The sequence below is a fragment of the Streptomyces sp. NPDC047869 genome (genome assembly GCF_040704065.1).
GTDB lineage: Bacteria > Actinomycetota > Actinomycetes > Streptomycetales > Streptomycetaceae > Streptomyces.
On sequence record NZ_JBEYRK010000027.1, the window covers coordinates 50,109 to 67,545 of the forward strand.

The 17,437-nt window shown below is 74.0% G+C and carries 13 protein-coding genes and 1 pseudogene; 5 read left to right on the forward strand and 9 right to left on the reverse strand.

Features of this window, described 5'->3' with window-relative positions:
- Nucleotides 1-70 precede the first annotated feature (70 nt).
- Nucleotides 71-1,561, forward strand: coding sequence for an FUSC family protein (locus AB0924_RS28590; RefSeq protein ID WP_358929115.1), 1,491 nt, complete (start codon nt 71-73; stop codon nt 1,559-1,561).
- 85 nt (nt 1,562-1,646) lie between these two features.
- On the forward strand, nt 1,647-2,678 hold the full coding sequence (locus AB0924_RS28595; protein WP_366912908.1) for a lactonase family protein: 1,032 nt from the start codon (nt 1,647-1,649) through the stop codon (nt 2,676-2,678).
- Nucleotides 2,679-2,767: 89 nt separating this feature from the next.
- Here AB0924_RS28595 and AB0924_RS28600 read toward each other — a convergent pair whose 3' ends face one another.
- The 4 genes and pseudogenes from AB0924_RS28600 to AB0924_RS28615 form a co-directional block, all read right to left on the reverse strand.
- Nucleotides 2,768-3,691, reverse strand: a complete 924-nt coding sequence (locus tag AB0924_RS28600; protein ID WP_358929119.1) for a hypothetical protein — start codon at nt 3,689-3,691, stop codon at nt 2,768-2,770.
- Between the two features lie 150 nt (nt 3,692-3,841).
- Nucleotides 3,842-4,807 (reverse strand): BadF/BadG/BcrA/BcrD ATPase family protein, encoded by a 966-nt coding sequence (locus tag AB0924_RS28605; protein WP_366912909.1) that lies wholly within the window; start codon nt 4,805-4,807, stop codon nt 3,842-3,844.
- On the reverse strand, nt 4,804-5,481 hold the full coding sequence (locus AB0924_RS28610; protein WP_351660408.1) for a uracil-DNA glycosylase: 678 nt from the start codon (nt 5,479-5,481) through the stop codon (nt 4,804-4,806). Before AB0924_RS28610 ends, AB0924_RS28605 begins: the two co-directional genes overlap by 4 nt.
- 119 nt (nt 5,482-5,600) lie before the next feature.
- Nucleotides 5,601-6,753 (reverse strand): annotated as a pseudogene (locus AB0924_RS28615) (exo-alpha-sialidase).
- Nucleotides 6,754-6,959: 206 nt separating this feature from the next.
- On the opposite strand from AB0924_RS28615, the gene AB0924_RS28620 reads away from it, so the two are divergent.
- Nucleotides 6,960-7,547, forward strand: coding sequence for a hypothetical protein (locus AB0924_RS28620; protein WP_366912910.1), 588 nt, complete (start codon nt 6,960-6,962; stop codon nt 7,545-7,547).
- A 276-nt stretch (nt 7,548-7,823) separates the two neighbouring features.
- On the opposite strand, the gene AB0924_RS28625 is transcribed toward AB0924_RS28620, so the two are convergent.
- Nucleotides 7,824-9,809, reverse strand: coding sequence for a HEAT repeat domain-containing protein (locus AB0924_RS28625; RefSeq protein ID WP_358929126.1), 1,986 nt, complete (start codon nt 9,807-9,809; stop codon nt 7,824-7,826).
- A gap of 146 nt (nt 9,810-9,955) precedes the next feature.
- Nucleotides 9,956-11,617, reverse strand: coding sequence for a DNA alkylation response protein (locus AB0924_RS28630; RefSeq protein WP_366912911.1), 1,662 nt, complete (start codon nt 11,615-11,617; stop codon nt 9,956-9,958).
- 70 nt (nt 11,618-11,687) lie between these two features.
- On the opposite strand from AB0924_RS28630, the gene AB0924_RS28635 reads away from it, so the two are divergent.
- Nucleotides 11,688-12,446: a PaaX family transcriptional regulator C-terminal domain-containing protein gene (locus tag AB0924_RS28635; RefSeq protein ID WP_358929130.1), complete on the forward strand. Its 759-nt coding sequence runs from the start codon at nt 11,688-11,690 to the stop codon at nt 12,444-12,446.
- Nucleotides 12,447-12,509: 63 nt separating this feature from the next.
- Here AB0924_RS28635 and AB0924_RS28640 read toward each other — a convergent pair whose 3' ends face one another.
- A complete protein-coding gene (locus tag AB0924_RS28640; protein WP_366912912.1) occupies nt 12,510-13,313 on the reverse strand; it encodes a pectate lyase in 804 nt (267 codons plus the stop codon).
- Nucleotides 13,314-13,344: 31 nt separating this feature from the next.
- Nucleotides 13,345-14,301: a polysaccharide lyase family 1 protein gene (locus tag AB0924_RS28645; protein ID WP_366912913.1), complete on the reverse strand. Its 957-nt coding sequence runs from the start codon at nt 14,299-14,301 to the stop codon at nt 13,345-13,347.
- 235 nt (nt 14,302-14,536) lie between these two features.
- Here AB0924_RS28645 and AB0924_RS28650 point away from each other — a divergent pair, with 235 nt between their 5' ends.
- Nucleotides 14,537-15,871 (forward strand): SGNH/GDSL hydrolase family protein, encoded by a 1,335-nt coding sequence (locus tag AB0924_RS28650; RefSeq protein ID WP_366912914.1) that lies wholly within the window; start codon nt 14,537-14,539, stop codon nt 15,869-15,871.
- A gap of 36 nt (nt 15,872-15,907) precedes the next feature.
- Here AB0924_RS28650 and AB0924_RS28655 read toward each other — a convergent pair whose 3' ends face one another.
- Nucleotides 15,908-17,311, reverse strand: coding sequence for a nucleobase:cation symporter-2 family protein (locus AB0924_RS28655; RefSeq protein WP_366912916.1), 1,404 nt, complete (start codon nt 17,309-17,311; stop codon nt 15,908-15,910).
- Nucleotides 17,312-17,437 lie beyond the last annotated feature (126 nt).

A 17,437-nucleotide genomic window follows, 5' to 3' on the forward strand; every position in this document is an offset into this window, starting at 1 on the left:
TTGTGTGCCGGTGTGTCATCCGGCGTTCCAGGTGTTCCGGGCGTCCCGGGGTTCCAAGGGGAGGGGCTCAGTGCTGAAGAGGGTGTTCGTGGCCGCGGACCCGGGACGTACGCGGCTGCGCTTCGCCGCGCGGGCCGTGCTCGGCATCGGGCTGGCGGTCGCCGTGTGCGGGGCGGCAGGGCAGCCCCTGGCCGGCGCGGTCACCGGTGGCCTCGCCGCGCTGCTCGCCCTGTTCACCGTCACCGACGCCACCGTGCGCGGACAGGCGGTCACCACCGCGCTGCTGCCCGCCGTCGGCCTGCCCGTGCTCGCCGCCGCGGCCGAGCTGCACGACTTCCCCGTCACGCGGGACCTGGTGTTCCTCGCCGTGGTCGGCGCCGGCGTGTACGCCCGCCGCTGGGGCCCGCGCGGTCACAGCCTCGGCGTCTTCGCCTTCATGACCTTCTTCATGGCCCAGTTCCTGCACACCACCCCCGGACAGCTGCCGGCGCTGTACGCCGCCGTCCTGCTGTCCGTGCTGAGCGCGGCCGCCGTGCGCTTCGGCCTGTGGTGCTACGAGCGCCGGCTGCCCCCGGCCGCGGTACCCGCGCCGCCAGCCGGCACCGGGCTGGCCAGGGTGACCACGCGGCAGGCCGTGCAGGCGACCGCGGGCGCGGGCTTCGCGCTCGTCGCCGGCCAGCTCATGTCCGGGCAGCGCTGGTACTGGGCGGTGGGCGCCACCTGGTGGGTCTTCGTGAACACCGCCTCGCGCGGCGAGACGCTGGTCCGCGGTTTCCGGCGGGTGCTCGGCACCGTCATCGGCATCGCCCTGGGCTTCCTCGTCGCCGTGCCGGTGCACGGGGCGGCGGTGCCCACCGCCGTCCTCGTGGCCGCCGCCGTCTTCGGCATCTTCTACACGGCCGCCGTCTCCTACACCTGGATGATGCTCTGGGTGACCGTGCTCGCCGCCTCGCTCTACGGCCTCCTCGGCGTCCTCACCCCCGGCCTGCTCGCCCTGCGCCTGGCCGAGACCGGTGTCGGCGCCCTCGGCGCGGCGCTCGCCGTGCTCTTCGTGCTGCCCGTCACCACGCACGCCACCACCGACGCCTGGATCCAGCGCGCCCTGCGCTGCGTGCACGCCTGCACCGCCGAGGCCGCCGCGCGGCTCGCCGGATCGGCGACGGCCGACCCGGCGCCGCGCGTGGCCGAGCTGGAGCAGCTCCTCGGCCGGGTACGGCTCTCGGTCGCCCCGCTCGTGCACCCGCTGAACCCGATGCTCGGCCGCAAGCGGCGCGCGCGCCGGGTGCTCGCCCTGCTCGACGAATGCGCCCGTGAGATCCGCGGTCTGGTCGCGGTCGCCGCGGACCCCGAGGCCTCCCACGACGCCCGCCTGGCCGCCGCCTGCTGGCGGGTGGAGGCCGCGGTCGAGGCGCTCACCGACGGCGGCCTCGAGCAGGTCCACCGGCCCGCCGAGGCCCCCGCCGAGCCCGCCCTGGCCCATCTGCACGGCCTGGAGCGGGCGCTCGCCGAGCTGGCCGAGCCGCTGCGGGCACCCTCCGGCTCGCGGCTCGTCGGAGCCTGAGAGGAAACGTCCCCCAGTTGGTCTAGACCGACGGTGGCCGACTGCTACCGTCGGCACCACTGGCGCGGACCGAGAGGGGACAGCGGTGGCAGCAGTCGGCAGGCGGCACAGGGCGTTCATCGGGTCGTTCACGGCCGCGGGCGGCCCCGGACTGGTCACCGCGGCAGTCCACCCGGACACCGGCGCGCTGACCCTCACCGGCCGCCTCGGCACCGTCCCCGACCCCGCCTACCTGGCCCTTTCGCCGGACGGCGACATGCTCTACGCGGTCAGTGAGACCGCCGAGGGCGCCGTCGCCGCGTACCGCGTCGGCGCGGACAAGCCGGAACCCGCCGGGCCGCCCGTGCCGGTCGACGCCGGCGGGCCCACCCACCTCGCCCTGCACGCCGGTCACGTGCTGACCGCCAACTACGGCTCCGGCAGCGTCACCGCCGTACCGGTGCGCCCGGACGGCACCCTGGCCGCCGCACCCTCCGGACTGCTGCGGCACACCGGCTCCGGCCCGCACGACCGCCGCCAGCGCGGCCCGCACGCCCACCAGGTGCAGCCCGATCCCAGCGGCCGGTGGATCGTGAGCGTCGACCTCGGCACGGACTCGGTACGGGTCTGCACCCTCGACGGGGGCGTGCCCGTGCTGCACCGCGAGATCGCTCTGCGCCCCGGCTCGGGCCCCCGCCACCTGGCCTTCCACCCGGACGGCGAGCACGCCTACGTGGTCAACGAACTCACCCCGACGGTCACCGTGTGCCTCTGGCACGCGGACGGCGGCTCCCTGAAGCCGCTGGCCGAGGTCCCGGTGCTGCCGGGCGCCCCGGCGGGCGACGCCTACCCCTCGGGCGTCGTGGTCTCACCGGACGGCCGCTTCGTGTGGACCGCGACCCGCGGCGAGGACGTCCTGTCCGTGCTCGCCGTCCAGGGGGACGGCCTCCGGCTGACCGGCACGGTGCCGTGCGGCGGGCACTGGCCCCGGGCGCTGGCCGAGCACAACGGCTTCCTCTACTCCGCCAACGAACGTTCCGGCGACGTGACCTGGTTCGACGTGCGGGAACGGACAGGACTGCCCCGCTACGACGGCTCCGTCGAGGTCGCTGCGGCCGCGTGCGTCGTCTTCGGCTGAACGGGCGCCCGCGCAGCCTCGCGGCACGCCGAAGGGCCCGCTCCGGCGACCGGAGCGGGCCCTTCGGCCGTACGGGGGGTGCCGTCGCGTCAGCGGACCGGTGTGCCCTGCTGCTGCGGCGTGGCGATACCGAGCGCGGTCGTGTACTTGGCGAGGGCGAGCTTGCCGATCGCCGGGTAGGCGCCGAGCGCCTCGGCGGTGGAGCAGCCGGCCTCCTCGGCGGCCGCGGCGAGCAGCGCCGAGTCGATCTCGGGGCCGATGAGGTACGGCGCGAGGGCGAGCTGCTGCGAGCCGGAGGAACGGAGCTGCTCGGCGACCGAGGTGATGGCACCCTCCTCGTCGAGCGCCGCCGCCATGACCGGCACGGCCAGCCGCGCGGCGAGCAGCATGCCGGTGATGCCGGCCGCCTGCACGGCCTCCTCGCCGCCCACCGAGGCCAGGATGATGCCGTCCGCGGCCGTGGCCACGGTGAACAGCCGGGCGCGGTCGGCGCGGGCCAGGCCCGCCTCGGACAGGCGTACGTGCAGCGCCTCGGCGAGCAGCGGGTGCGGGCCGAGGACGTCGGTCAGCTCGGCGGCGACCCGGCTGTCCATCACGGCCTGGCGGACCTGGCGCAGCAGCGCGCTGTCCGGACCGGCCAGCAGCGGGACGACGACGGCGACCGGGCCGTCGGGCTCCTTGACGTCGGCACCGGCGGCGCGGGCCTGCTCGAAGCGTGCGGTCCGCTCCTCGGCGGCGCCGGACAGCACCGAGCGCAGGCTCGGGAACTCGGCGTCGTCCCCGTCCAGGTAACCGATGCGGGCATCCAGGCCGGGCAGCTCGGAGCGGGCGATGCTCACGACCTCCTCGGCGAGGCTGCGCGAGGCGGCTCCGGGCGCGCCGGGCACCGCGAGGACGAGCGCGGGCGCGCCCTCGGGAGCGACCAGCGGTTCCGGTCGGCGGTGCCTTCCGGGCTGGCGGGGTCGCGGCATTCGTACTGGCAGGCCGGACGCGGGCCCAGTGGGGGAACTCATGGCGCCGCATGTTACTGGCTCTTTGGGTTCCCCTGTTCGGGGAGGGTGCAGGTGAGCGGTATCCGTCCGCTTTTGTCTGATGAGTTACGCCCGTTTGGCATGTGTTTCGGGCACGTGCCGGACAGATGGAACGGAAAGCAGACAATCCCCTTATGTGCGGACGATATGAAGCATGGTCGATTCACCCGGAAGTGTGAGCCGCCCGGCCGCCAGCTCGCCCGCGATCCGCACACAGCCGTGCAGCGGGTCGCCCTCCGCCGGAACGAGTCGGGCCCGCGGCAGCCGGTGCGCCAGTTCCTCACGCACCGGTACGACGAGTGGGTCGCCCATGTTGAAAAGGCCTCCGGTGAGTGCCACTTCGGCCGCGCCGGAGGCCGGGCAGACGGCCGCGGCGGACTCGGCCATGGCGCGGGCGGCCGCGCGCAGGATGCCGGCGGCCACCGGGTCGTGCGGGGCGCAGGCGGCCACGCGTGGCGCGAACGAGGCGAGCAGCGCCGGGCGGTCGGAGCGCGGGTAGAGCAGGCCGGGCAGGCCGGGCAGCGGGCCGAACTGTTCCTCGGCACCGGCCCGCAGCGGTGCGGAGCCGCCGTCACGGCCGTCATGGGCGCGCAGTGCCGCCTCGAGACCGGCCCGGCCGATCCAGGCCCCGCCGCCGCAGTCGCCCAGCAGATGTCCCCAGCCGTCCGCCCGGTGCCAGCGGTGCAGATCGGTGCCGATCGCGATGAGTCCGGTGCCACCGGCGACCACCGCACCCGGCCGCGGTCCCAGGGCGCCCACGTAGGCCGTCACCGCGTCGGCGGCCAGCGCCACGGACCGCACCCCCAGTTCGCGGGCGAGCAGGCCCGGCAGTTCGGCGCGCAGGGCGTCGCCCAGGGTGGCGAACCCGGCGGCGCCGACGACGGCCGTGCCCAGCTCGCCGACGCCGGCCCGCGTGGTCAGCCCCCGGGCCAGCGGCAGGAGTTGTGCCATGAGGTGCGCGGGGTCGATGCCCCGCGCACCGGTGCGTACCGGCTCCCGCGACTCCCCCCGGGCCGACGGCGGCCGCCCCGGCACGCCGACGGCGACCCGGAGGCCGGAACCCCCGGAGTCCACGGCCAGGAAACCGGCGGCGGTCACGGCAGACGCCAGTCCACCGGCTGTCCGCCCTGCTCGATCAACAGGTCGTTGGCCCGGCTGAACGGACGCGAACCGAAAAAGCCGCGGTCGGCGGACATGGGCGACGGGTGCGCCGACTCCACGGCCGGCAGCCGGCCCAGCAGCGGACGCAGATTGCGGGCGTCCCGCCCCCACAGGATCGACACCAGCGGTTTGCCGCGTCCGGCCAGCGCCCGGATCGCCTGCTCGGTGACCTCCTCCCAGCCCTTGCCGCGATGGGCGGCCGGGCTGCGCGGTGCCGTGGTGAGCGCCCTGTTGAGCAGCAGTACGCCCTGCTGCGTCCAGGGTGTGAGGTCGCCGGTGGACGGCTGGGGGAGCCCCAGGTCACTGTTGAGCTCACGGAAGATGTTGATCAGGCTGGGCGGCAGCGGACGCACCTCGGGCGCGACCGAGAACGAGAGCCCGACGGCGTGTCCGGGTGTCGGGTACGGGTCCTGACCGACGATCAGGACCCGTACGTCGTCGAAGGGCTGCTGAAAGGCGCGCAGGACGTTCGGCCCGGCGGGGAGGTAGGTGCGTCCCGCGGCGATCTCCGCGCGCAGGAAGTCGCCCATCGCGGCGACGCGTCCGGCGACGGGTTCCAGGGCCTTGGCCCAGCCCGGTTCGACGATTTCATGCAAGGGTCGTGGTGCCACGGGCGTCACCCTACTGCCGGGCACCGGCCGGCGATCAAGCCGCGACCGGGTCCGGCCGGGCACGGCCGCCGCCGCCCCGGCCGGACGCCGCCCTCATCTCCCGTACAAGGCGGTCCTTTTCAGCCGATCACGGCGGCCCGTACGCAGAGCACGTCCGGCAGATGGGAGGCCAGTTGCCGCCAGGTGTCGCCGTCGTCGGCCGAGGCGAACACCTCGCCGTTGCGGTTGCCGAAGTAGACGCCGGCCGGATCGGCGTCGTCCGTGCAGAGCGCGTCCCGCAGCACGGTGCCGTAGTGGTCCTCGGACGGCAGCCCCTTCGACAGCGGCTCCCAGCTCTCGCCCGCGTCGGCCGTACGGAATACCCGGCAGCGCCGCTCGGCCGGCACCCGGTCGGCGTCGGCGTTGATCGGGAAGACGTACGCCGTCCCGCCCCGGTGCGGATGGGCGGCCACCGCGAAGCCGAACGTCGACGGCAGCCCGGCGCCGATGTCCGTCCACTTCCCGCCCGCGTCGTCGCTGCGGTACACACCCCAGTGGTTCTGCAGATACAACCGGTCCGGGTCGGCCGCGTCGCGCGCGACCTTGTGCACGCACTGGCCGAACTCCGGGTCGGGATCCGGCAGGAACACCGCGGACACGCCCGAGTTGGACGGCGCCCAGCTCGACCCGCCGTCCCGGGTGCGGAACACACCGGCGGTGGACACGGCCACGGTCACCGCCCGCGGATCGCGCGCGTCGGTGAGCACCGTGTGCAGCCCCTCGCCGCCACCGCCCGGAACCCACCGGGAACGGGTCGGGTGCTCCCACAGGGGGCGCACCAGCTCGAAACTCTCCCCGCGGTCCTCCGAGCGGTACAGCGCGGCCGGTTCCGTCCCCGCGTACACCACGCCGGGCTCGGCGGCGGCCGGGTGGAGCTGCCAGACCCGCTCCAGTGAGGCGCCGGTGTCCTTGGGGAACTTGACGGCGGGCCGGGCCGGTTCGGTCCAGGTGCGGCCCAGGTCGTCGGAGTGGAACACCGACGGGCCCCAGTGCGCGCTGTCGCCGCCCGCCAGCAGCCGGGGACGGTCTCCCCGGGTGTCGATGGCGACCGAGTAGACCGCCTGCGCGTTGAAGTAGGGAGTGTCGTCGAACTCCCAGCCGCCACCTCGCCTCCGTCCGATGAACAGGCCCTTGCGGGTACCCACGGCGAGCAGGACCTCGGTCATGCCGGTCACCTCCGGGACGTCGTCGTCCAGGTAGTCGTCAGATACCGGCCAGTCTGCACCCCACCACTGACAGTCACCCCCGGAAGCCGCGTCGCCGCAGGTCACAGCGGTGAAGTCGGCCTGTCGCGCGCCCCGACGCCGATGCGTTGTGTCATGCGCCTGCGCGGAAGGGGGCACTCGTGCGACCGTCGGGGAGACGGTTCGTCGTGAGCAACGGGGCGGCCGCGCACGTATGGGAGTGCGGTCCGGCCCGTCGGTGCGCTCGTGAGGAGGATGCCTTTGAAGGCGTTCCGTGGTCCCAAGGTGTGGCTGTGGCGCTGGCGGCGCAATCCGCTGCGGCGCCGGACCGACGTGCTGGAGGCCTGGGTGGTGCTCGCCGCCTGGCTGCTCGTCGTCCTGACGGGGGCGTCCGCCGGCCTCGCCGCCGCCCGGTCCGTGGAGCACGGACTGGCCCGGGAGCGCGCCGCCTGGCGACCCGCCGTGGCCCGCGTCGTCGCCCGGGCCCCCGGAAGAACCGCTTCCGAGGCCTCCGGCACCGAGCGGGTCTGGGCACAGGTGCGCTGGACCGCCATCGACGGCTCGGTGCACGCCGGGCAGGCCCGGGTCGCGCCGGGCAGCGCGGCCGGCAGCCCCGTCACCGTGTGGACCGACCCGCGGGGGCACCTGGTCAGCCGTCCGGCCACGGCGTCCGAGGCCACCTTCCGCGCCGCTCTCATGGGCGGCCTGGTCGGGCTGAGCGCCGCCGCCGTCCCCTTCGCCGGCGGACTCGCCCTCCGCGGCCGGCTGGAACGCCGCCGCATGGACGACTGGGACGCGGAATGGGCCCGGCTGGGACCGCAGTGGGGACGGATGACGTGGTGATGCTCCCGGCCGCGCCGGGACACGGCCAGGAGTGTCCGGGCGTCCCACGGATCACCCCGGCCGGCTGACGGCCGCCCGGCGTCCCGCGCACGACAACGGCCCGTGGGTTCCTGGCGTCACGCACGCCGCACCGGCTCCCGCGTCCCGCCCACGGCAGCGGCCCGTGGGCTCCCGGCGTCCCGCACACCACAGCGGCATACGGCTACGGACTACGGGCGGGCGTCCTCGCCACAACAGCCCACAAGCTCCCCGCGTCCCGCCCGGTCCGGAAGAGGTTCACGAGAACTCGGGCAGCCCCGCCAGCACCTCCTCGCAGGCCCTGAGCAGTGCCTCGTCCTCGGCGATGGCGCGGCCGCCGTGTCCGCCCGCACGCGCCGTGTGCCGCCGTGGGGCGGCCAGTTCCGCGATCACGAGGTCGCGCAGCGGCGCGCCCGCGGGGCCCATGGAGGCGAGACAGCGCGCGATCGTGCCCCGGACGCCGGGACTCTCCGACCAGGCGGCCCGGAGCACCGGCAGCACGGGTTCCGGGTCCCGCCCGACGTGCCACAGCGCGCACGCGGCGAGGGTCCGCTGCCCGGCCTGCCCCGACGCCGCCGCCCGGCGGAGCTCCGGCAGGGCCGCACGGGCCGCCGGACCCATCCTGGCCAACTGCCGCACGGCCAGGTGGCGGACGCCCGGCTCGCCCTGTGTCAGCTCCCGTACCAGCACGGGAAGCACGGCCGGGGCATCACCGTCCGCCGACCACAGCGCGCCCGCCGCCGCGGCCGCGTGCCGGGTGTGCAGCAGTGCGCGCAGGACCGGTGCCGCTCGGGTGGCGGCGCCGAGGGCGTCCAGTGTCACTGCGGCCTGCCCGGCCACTCTGTCCCGCGCCCCGAGGCCGTCCGGGGCGCCGGTCAGCAGCCGCAGCACCTCCGGCACCGCGGCCACGTCCCCGATGGACCTGAGCGCCGTCAGCAGCGGCGCGGCCCCGGAGTCCGCGGCCGGCGAGTCCAGCGGGATCCGCCCCAGCCGGTGCCGCAGCGCGGGGGCGAGGGGAGCGGCGGCCGGGCCCAGATGCGCGATCTCGTCCCCCAGACCGCCGGGCACGACCGGGCCGGCCAGTACTTGTGCCAGCACCGGGACGGCCCGCGGATCGCCGCTGCGGGCAAGGGCCTTGAGGGCGCCGCCCACGGTGGGTGAGCCGCGCTCCCAGCGGTGGGTCCACAGATCGGGCCGGGAGGACACCAGAGCGTGCAGGTCGTCCGCCGCCGGAGCGGCCAGGCCGAACAGCTCCGAAAGGACGGAGACCGCCGCTTCCCGCAACCACTCCTCCTGCGCGCCCAGTTGACTGCCGACCAGGGCAACCGGCCCGGCGAAGCCGGCCCGCCAGCCGCGGAACAGCACCGCCGCCATCCATACGGCGTTGCCCCGGTCGACCGGGTCGGGGCTGGTCAACTGCCCGGTCAGCAAGGTGATGCGGTCGCCGGTCCGGTCGCCGAGCGCGGTGTGCAGGGTGCGCAGCAGCCGGGCGCCCTCCTCGTCGGAGGGGCGCAGCCGCCGTAATCGGCCCACCAGTGTGTCGTTGGCGGAGCGGTCCGGGACACGGGCGCGGCGGGCCGACCGCTCCCGCAGCAGCCGGACGGCCGTCGGTACCAGGTCGGCGGGGAGCCGGCCGGGGGCACCGAGCGCGAGCTGGCCGAGCGCCGCGAGACGCAGCCCGGGGTCGTGCGGCGGGGCGCTCTGAGCGGCCAGCAGGTCCACCGCGGCGGCCCGTGCCGGGTACCGGCGCACGAACACACCGACGGCCTCGGTGAGGGCCAGCAGCACCCGGCCGTCCCGCTCGACCGGGATCCGCTGCCGCAGCAGCCCCAGCACGCGCGCTGGATCGTCGACGAACCTGACGACCGCGCCGGCCGCGGCCCGCCGCACCCCCGGGTCCGGATCCCCGAGCAGCGACACGAACACCTCGCCGTCCGCCCGGACCGCCTCACGCGCGCGTGCGTTCCCGCTCTCCGCCCCGATGCTGAGCAGCAGTTCCACGATGCAGCCCCGCTCCGGCACCGCCTCGCGGGCGGCGAGCGAGAACAGGAAGGGAACGCAGGCGAGCGTCGAGTCGTACACGTTCCCCTCGTGGTGCACCGTGCCGTACATGCCGTCCAGCGCGGTCTGCCGCTCGGCGGCGTCCGCGGACGCCAGTCCGCGCAGCCAGCCGGGCACGTCCTGTGCGCTGCCGTACGCGTGCCGCAGCGAGGCCCAGTCGACCTCGTCGATCCCGGTGAACACGATCCCCTCCCCCAGACGAGTGGCACCTGATCGCGAGTCTGCACCACCGCACTGACAACGAAGCGCGAGCATGCGCTGACTGTGTGCGATCCGTCGGCGGTCACCGGCCACCGCGCGGGAGGCCACGCCCCTCGGCGAGGAGGGGCTCAGCTCGCGTCGGGCAGGGCCCGCTCCAGGATCGCGTCCAGGCCGGTCCCGGCGGGCAGGGTGCCGAACGAGTGTCCCCAGTCGCCGCCCAGCCGGGTCGCGCAGAAGGCGTCCGCCACCGGGTGCGGGGCGTGCCGGACCAGCAGGGACGCCTGCAGCGCGAGGGCCATCCGCTCGACCAGCCGTCGGGCGCCCACCTGCCCGGTTTCGGCCAACTGCGTCCGCAGCCCGGACACGGCGGCGTCCAGCCGGGCGTCCGCCCCGCGCGCGAGGGCGAGTTCTCCGAACAGGGCCTCGGCGGTGTCCGGTTCCCGTCCCAGGGCGCGCAGCACGTCGAGCGCGTTGACGTTGCCCGAGCCCTCCCAGATGGACAGCAGCGGGGCCTCCCGGTAGTGGCGGGGCATCCCGGACTCCTCGACGTAGCCGTTGCCGCCCAGGCACTCCAGGGCCTCCGCGGTGAACGCCGGGCCCCGCTTGGTGACCCAGTACTTGCCCACGGCGGTGGCGATCCGCCGGAAGGCCCGCTCCCCGGCGTCGCCGCTCACCGCCCGGTCCGCGGCGCCGGCCAGCCGCAGGGTGAGCGTGGTCGCCGCCTCCGACTCCAGCGCGAGGTCGGCCAGCACGTTGCGCATCAGCGGCTGGTCGATCAGCCGGGCGCCGAAGGCGCTGCGGTGACGCGCGTGGTGGCCCGCCTCGACGAGCGTCTTGCGCATCAGGGTCGCCGAGGACATCACGCAGTCCAGCCGGGTGCAGTTCACCATCTCGATGATCGTCTTCACTCCCCGGCCCTCCGGCCCGACCAGCCAGGCCACCGTCCGGTCGAACTCCGGCTCGGAGGAGGCGTTGGACCGGTTGCCGAGCTTGTCCTTCAGCCGCTGGATGCGGAACGTGTTGCGGCTGCCGTCCGGCAGTACGCGTGGCACCAGGAAGCACGACAGGCCGCCCGGCGCCTGGGCGAGCACCAAGAAGACGTCGCACATGGGGGCCGAGGTGAACCACTTGTGCCCGCGCAGTGTGTAGACGCCCGCCTCCCCGGTGGGCGTGGCCACGGTCGTGTTGGTGCGGACGTCGGAACCGCCCTGCTTCTCGGTCATGCCCATCCCGGCGAGCAGCCCGGGCTTCTCGGCCGGGACGCGCAGCCCGGGCTCGTACTCGCGGCTGGTCAGCAGCGGCTCGTAGACCTTGGCGAGGTCCGGCTGGGCGCGCAGCGCGGGCACCGCGGCGTACGTCATCGAGGTGGGGCAGCCGTGCCCGGCCTCGGTGTGCCCCCACACCAGGCCGCCCGCGGTCCGGGCCACGTGGGCGCCGGTGCGGTCGTCCGCCCAGGGTGCGCCGGCCAGGCCCTCGGCGACGGCCGTCCGCATCAGGTGGTGCCAGCTGGGGTGGAACTCGACCTCGTCGACCCGGTGGCCGTAGCGGTCGTGGGTGCGCAGCTCCGGCTCGTGCAGATTGGCCAGCTCGCCCCACTCCTGGGCCTCAGCGCTGCCTGCCTGCCGCCCCAGCCGCCGCAGGCCGTCCTCGGCCCAGCCGGCGCCCTCCCGGCGCAGGCCCTCCAGCAGGGCCCGGTCCTCCGAGGCGTCGTAGGGAGCCAGGGGCGGGGCCTGGTTGGTGACGTCGTGGGTGGCGTACTGCGACTGCGGCTGCGCGGATGTCGAGACCATGGAGACATGTTGCACTCTCCCTGCGGCTGTAGCAATGATGTAACAAGACGTCTCCGTACAGTGTGTGCCCATGCGCATGAACGTGTCAGCCGAGCCGGGCGGGGCCGCGCTGCGGCCGCTGTCCGCGCGGTCGGTCGTGCTGAGCCTGCTCCTGGGGGCGCACCCGCCCGAGCTGCCGGTGAAGGCCCTGGTCGGGCTGGTGGAACCGTTCGGTGTGGGCGGTTCCACGCTGCGGGCCGCACTCAGCCGGATGGTGGCGGCGGGCGACCTCCGGCGCACGGACGCCGTCTACCGGCTCAGCGACCGGCTGCTGGCCCGTCAGCGCCGCCAGGACGAGGCGCTGCGCCCCCGCACGCGCGCGTGGCACGGCGACTGGGAGATGCTGGTGATCACGGCGACGGGCCGCGGTCCCGCCGAACGGGCCGATCTGCGCACCCGCCTGACCGCCCTGCGCCTGGCCGAACTCCGCGAGGGCGTGTGGCTGCGCCCCGCCAACCTCGGCCGGCCGCTGCCCGCCGGCCTCGCGCGCGTGACGCTGTCGTACACCGCGCGCCCCGACGGCGACCCGCACGACCTGGCCGCTCGGCTGTGGCCCCTGGACGAGTGGGCCGCCACCGCGCGCGCTCTGCTCGCCCACACGGCCGCGGCCCGCCGGCCGGCCGACCGCCTCACCGCCTTCGCCGCGGTCGTGCGCCACCTGCTCACCGACCCCGTCCTGCCGGCCGGCCTGCTGCCCGCCGACTGGCCGGGGGAGGCGCTTCGCACCGCCTACGCGGAGTACCAGGAGGAACTGTCCGCCTCGCTGGGGCCCCGGGGGCGCGCGCGATAGCTCCGTGAGCGTGCGGAGGCCGCCGCCCCGGCGGGACGGCGGCCCCTCAGGCACTTCGGGCGCTCACTTGTAAGTGATGTCCGAGGACGAGTACCTGCAGTAGGTGCCGTCCGCGCCCGAGCCGTTCGTCGACGGCTCCTTGCCCGTGTTGTTGCCGATGTACTTCTGGCACGGGACGATCTTCTTGCTGCTGTCGCCGACGACGGTGATGTTCTTCAGGGTCGCGCTGTCGCCGTAGTTGGTGTTGATGCCGACGAGCTTGCTGCCCTTGTACGTCGCCTCGATGGAGTTGAGGTTGATCGTGCGCTTGTACTGCGTCTTGCAGTTGCCGCACGAGCGGGCGAAGGTGCCGAAGTTCTTCACGGCGAAGCTCGAGACGTTCAGCGCCCCGGCGCCGTTGAACTGGAACACCTTGTCGCCGGCCTCCTTCGCCCCGCCGCCGCTGACGGTATAGACGTTGGAGGACGAGGAGCCGAGGAACGTGGCCGCGTCCTCGCCGACGTCCTCCCACCACACGTTCTGCAGGGTGCAACTGCCCAGGCAGTGGATGCCGTCCGCGGCGGGTGAGCCGATGATGACGTTCTTGACCACCGCGCCGGGCGCGAGTTCCAGGATGGGCCCCTGGTCCTCGTCCTGGCCGCCGGTGCCCAGGTCTCCGGAGCCGTACAGGCGCTTCATCCCGTAGTCCTTGGTGCCGGAGACCGGGATGGTGGACGTCACCGCCTGGCTGCCGTTGGCCGAGGGCCAGGTGGCGGCGCTTGCCGTCGATTCATTGGTCATGATCATGCCAACCGAGAGACCGAGGGCGGCGAGTCCGCCCAGCAGCGCGCGGCCCGATCCCGCGCGCGTGAGTGCCGTTGAGGTCATGTCCCGAATGCCTTTCTCCGAGTGCGGGTGGTCAGATCTTTCCGGCGCCGGCGCCGGCCGTCACCGAGGCGATGGCGCCGGACGCGGGCTCGGCGGTGTAGCCGTACGGGGGGCTGGTGAAGGTGCCGGTCCGTGAGATCTCGGTCGCGGCTCCGCCGAGGTCGTTGCCGCGCAGGTTGGCGTAACCGTCCACGTCGCTGTCCCGGCTGGTGGTGACGGCGACCTCGGTGCCGCGGAAGACGTTGTTCTCGACCAGCATCTGCGCGCCCATCCGCGAGTGCACGGCGGTCCCGGCGCCGACGACGTAGTTGTCGTAGAAGTGCCCGGTGCCGAAACGCAGGCTCGGGATGCGGGAGTTGACGTTGTCGAACCAGTTGTGGTGATAGGTCACCCGCAGGTGCCCGGTGTCCTCGCTCGCGTTGCGGTCGCTGTGGCCCACGAGCGAGCCCTTGTAGTGGTCCTTGAAGGTGTTCCAGGAGACGGTCACGTAGTCGGACCCGTGGGTGATGTCGACCAGGCCGTCGTAGTAGTCCTTGCCGTGATCGCGGTCCGAGGACAGGGTGTTGTGGTCGATCCATACCTTCGTCGAGGCCTGCACGGTGATCGCGTCCGTCTTGACGGCCTTGCTGAGGCTGAGGTTGCGGACGACGACGTTGGTGACCTTCTTCAGGCGCAGTCCTCCGCCGGTGAATCCGGAGGACGAACCGACGCCCAGGACCGTGGTGTTGGAGCCGATGTCGATCTGACCGCTCAGCGAGATCAGACCGTTGACCTTCACGACCTTCGCCGTACCGCCGGCGACGGCCGCCTTGAAGGCTGCGGACGTGGAGACGGTCACCGCCGCGGCGCCGCCGCCGCCCGTGGTGCCGGCGCCGAATCCGACAGGCGAGGTGTCGGCCGCCCCGGCCGCCTGAGGCAGCGCGAGCACGGCAGTGGCCGCGAGGGCCACGGCGGCCGTCGCCGCTCCGGTGAGGTGTCGCTTCAGCATGCGGGTGCGTCCCTTCGAGTGGGGGGTTGGTTTGTGTACGTGAATGACGTACGCCGTGGGGAACGCGCATGGGGGATTTCCTGGCCTCCTGACCTCAACTGGCGGATCGGTTGGTCACGTTGATGAACGGGACCGTAAGAGGTAAGCGCTTTCTGGTCAACGCTTCCCGCAGTCGGTTTTCGGTCACCCGGAAGTGTCGTGGGAGCGCTTCCATGACGGGAGTGTCCATGCCACGATGCACCCGTTCAGCAGAACGTCGATGGCCGCCCTGCTCATGCTCTGTGTCCTGGTCCTCTCCCTGTTCGTCGTGTCCTCGGCGCTCAGAGCCGTGCTCGGGCGGCCCGGTCCGGGACGGCCGCCCGCGGCTCCGGGCGCCGAGGCGGGCCCGCACTGGGTGCACACCTGGACCGGCATGCCGCAGTTGACCGAGCCCGGGAACCTGCCGCCCGCGCCGTTCACCGGTGAGTCCTCGGTGCTCGCCGACACCACGCTGCGGCAGACCGTCCACGTCACCATCGGCGGCAGGCACCTCCTGCTGCGGTTCTCCGACGCCTACGGAGACACGCCGCTGCCGCTGACCGCGGTGACCGTGGCGCTCCCCGAGGGCGGCCGCGCCGGGGCCGGCGCGATCGAACCCGGCAGCCCGCGCCGGGTGACCTTCGCCGGACGGGATGCCGCGACGGTCCCGGTCGGCGCCCAACTGGTCTCGGACCCCGTCGACTTCCGCCTGCGCCCCGGATCCGACCTGACCGTGACGGCGTACACCGCCCAGGGCCAGCCGTCGCTCGCGCTGACCTCGCACCCCGGGTCGCGCACCACCTCGTACCTCCAGCACGGCGACCACGCCGGCGACCTGGACCTGCCGGACGCCACCGCGGTGAACCACTGGTACCTGCTGAGCGATGTCGAGGTGCTTTCACCCGAGCGGGCGGCGGCGGTGGCCGTGGTGGGCGACTCGCTCACCGACGGCCGCGGGTCCACGACCAACGGCAACGACCGCTGGCCGGACCGGCTCGCCGAGCGGCTGCGCGCCCGCGGCTCCACCTCGGACGTCGCCGTGCTGAACCAGGCCGCTGGCGGCAACTGCGTGCTCGCCGACGGACTCGGCCCCAATGTGCTCGCCCGGCTGGACCGGGACGTCCTCTCCCGCAGCGGGGTCTCCTGGCTGATCCTCTTCGAGGGCGTGAACGACATCGGCACCGCCGACGCCGACCCCGGGGCCCAGCGCGCCGTCACCGACGACCTGATCGCCGGGTACGAGCAGATCCTGGTCCGCGCCCACGCCCAGGGCATCCGCGTCTACGGCGCGACCCTGACGCCGTTCGGCGGCAACGCCCTCTACGACGACGCGGCGGGGGAGCGCGAGGCGTCCCGGCAGCGCGTCAACGCCTGGATCCGCACCCCCGGCCACTTCGACGCGGTGATCGACTTCGACCGCGCGGTACGGGACCCGGCCCGCCCCGCCCGGCTGCTTCCCGGCCTCCACGACGGAGACTGGCTGCATCTCAACCCGAGGGGGTACGGGGTGCTGGCGGAAGCGGTGCCCACGGGGCTGCTCCGAGGGAAGTGACCCGGCGGCGGCCCCGGCCGCCGCCGGGTCACCGACTCACCTCGTACCGGGGGACGTTCGCCCGGCCTCCCGCTCACCGGCCGGCACCGCCCCGGCCGCGGCGTCCGCGTCGGCCCCGGCCGCCGCCGGCGAACCTGCCCGATCCGGAAGGTGGTTGAACAGCAGGTTCAGGACGATCGCCGTCAGGCAGCCCGCGCTGATGCCGCTGTTCATCACCGTCTGGAACCAGTCCGGGAACTTCGCGTAGACCGCGGGCACACCCACCGGGAGCATGCCGACCGCCACCGAGACGGCCACCACCGTCAGGTTGTCATTGCCCCTGAAGCCGACCCGGGCCAGCGTCCGCAGGCCGCTCGCCGCGACGCTGCCGAACATGACCAGGCCCGCCCCGCCGAGCACCGGCGCGGGAATCGCCGCGACCACCGCCCCCAGCTTCGGCAGCAGACCGAGCAGCACGAGGATGCCGCCGGCCGCCGCGACCACCCACCGGCTGCGCACCCGGGTCATCCCGACCAGCCCCACGTTCTGCGCGTACGCCGTGTACGGAAAGGTGTTGAACACGCCGCCGAGGACGGTCGACAGACCGTCCGCGCGCAGTCCGTCGGCCAGGGAGCGCGGCTCGACCCGCCGCTCCGTCAGCTCACCGACCGCGATCAGGTCACCGGTCGTCTCCGTCATCGTCACCAGCGCCACCACCAGCATGGACACGATCGCCGACACCCTGAACTCCGGCGCCCCGAAGTGGAACGGGGTGCTGATGCCCACCCAGTCCGCGTCCGCGACGCCGCCGAAGTCGGTGAACCCGAGGGGCACGGCCACCGCCAGGCCCACGGCGATGCCGGTGAGGACGGCGATCCGGCTCAGGAACACGGGTGCGAACCGCTGCACGACCAGCACCACCGCGAGCACGAAGGCCGCCAGCGCCAGGTTCCTCGGCTCGCCGAAGTCCTTCGCGCCGGCGCCGCCCGCGGCCCAGTTGCCCGCGACCGGGAGCAGCGACAGGCCGATGATCAGGATCACCGTGCCGGTGACCAGGGGCGGGAAGAAGCGCAGCAGCCGCCCGAAGACCGGCGCGAGCAGCATGATCGCCAGACCCGCGACGATCACCGAGCCGTAGATGGCCGGCAGCCCGCCGCCCGTCGTCCCGATGAGCACCATCGGCGACACGGCCGCGAACGTGCAGCCCTGCATGATCGGCAGCCGCACACCGAACCGCCAGAAGCCGACGCACTGGATCAGCGTGGCGATGCCGCACACCAGCAGGTCGGCGGTGATCAGGTAGGCCAGGTCGGCGGGCGACAGCTTCATCGCGCCGCCCACGATCAGGGGCACCGCCACGGCGCCGGCGTACATCGCGAGCACATGCTGCAGGCCGAAGGCCGCGAGCAGCCGTGCCGGTGGTATCTCGTCAACGGGGTGGGTGCCTGCGGTCGTGGACATGGGGACTCCAGAGCGGCGGGTGGAGTGGCATCCGGACAGCACGAAACCGTAAGAGCCTTGAACAGTTTGTTGATTTCTGCGGTGTTGCCGGTGTGTGTCATGCCCACCTGGGCGCCGTCGACTCCG

Coding starts and splice junctions, on each gene's coding strand:
- AB0924_RS28600 (WP_358929119.1), bottom strand. CDS start 3,691: ATGAGTTCCCCCACTGGGCCCGCGTCCGGCCTGCCAGTACGAATGCCG.
- AB0924_RS28620 (WP_366912910.1), top strand. CDS start 6,960: ATGCCTTTGAAGGCGTTCCGTGGTCCCAAGGTGTGGCTGTGGCGCTGG.
- AB0924_RS28630 (WP_366912911.1), bottom strand. CDS start 11,617: ATGGTCTCGACATCCGCGCAGCCGCAGTCGCAGTACGCCACCCACGAC.
- AB0924_RS28635 (WP_358929130.1), top strand. CDS start 11,688: ATGCGCATGAACGTGTCAGCCGAGCCGGGCGGGGCCGCGCTGCGGCCG.
- AB0924_RS28640 (WP_366912912.1), bottom strand. CDS start 13,313: ATGACCTCAACGGCACTCACGCGCGCGGGATCGGGCCGCGCGCTGCTG.
- AB0924_RS28645 (WP_366912913.1), bottom strand. CDS start 14,301: ATGCTGAAGCGACACCTCACCGGAGCGGCGACGGCCGCCGTGGCCCTC.
- AB0924_RS28650 (WP_366912914.1), top strand. CDS start 14,537: ATGCACCCGTTCAGCAGAACGTCGATGGCCGCCCTGCTCATGCTCTGT.
- AB0924_RS28655 (WP_366912916.1), bottom strand. CDS start 17,311: ATGTCCACGACCGCAGGCACCCACCCCGTTGACGAGATACCACCGGCA.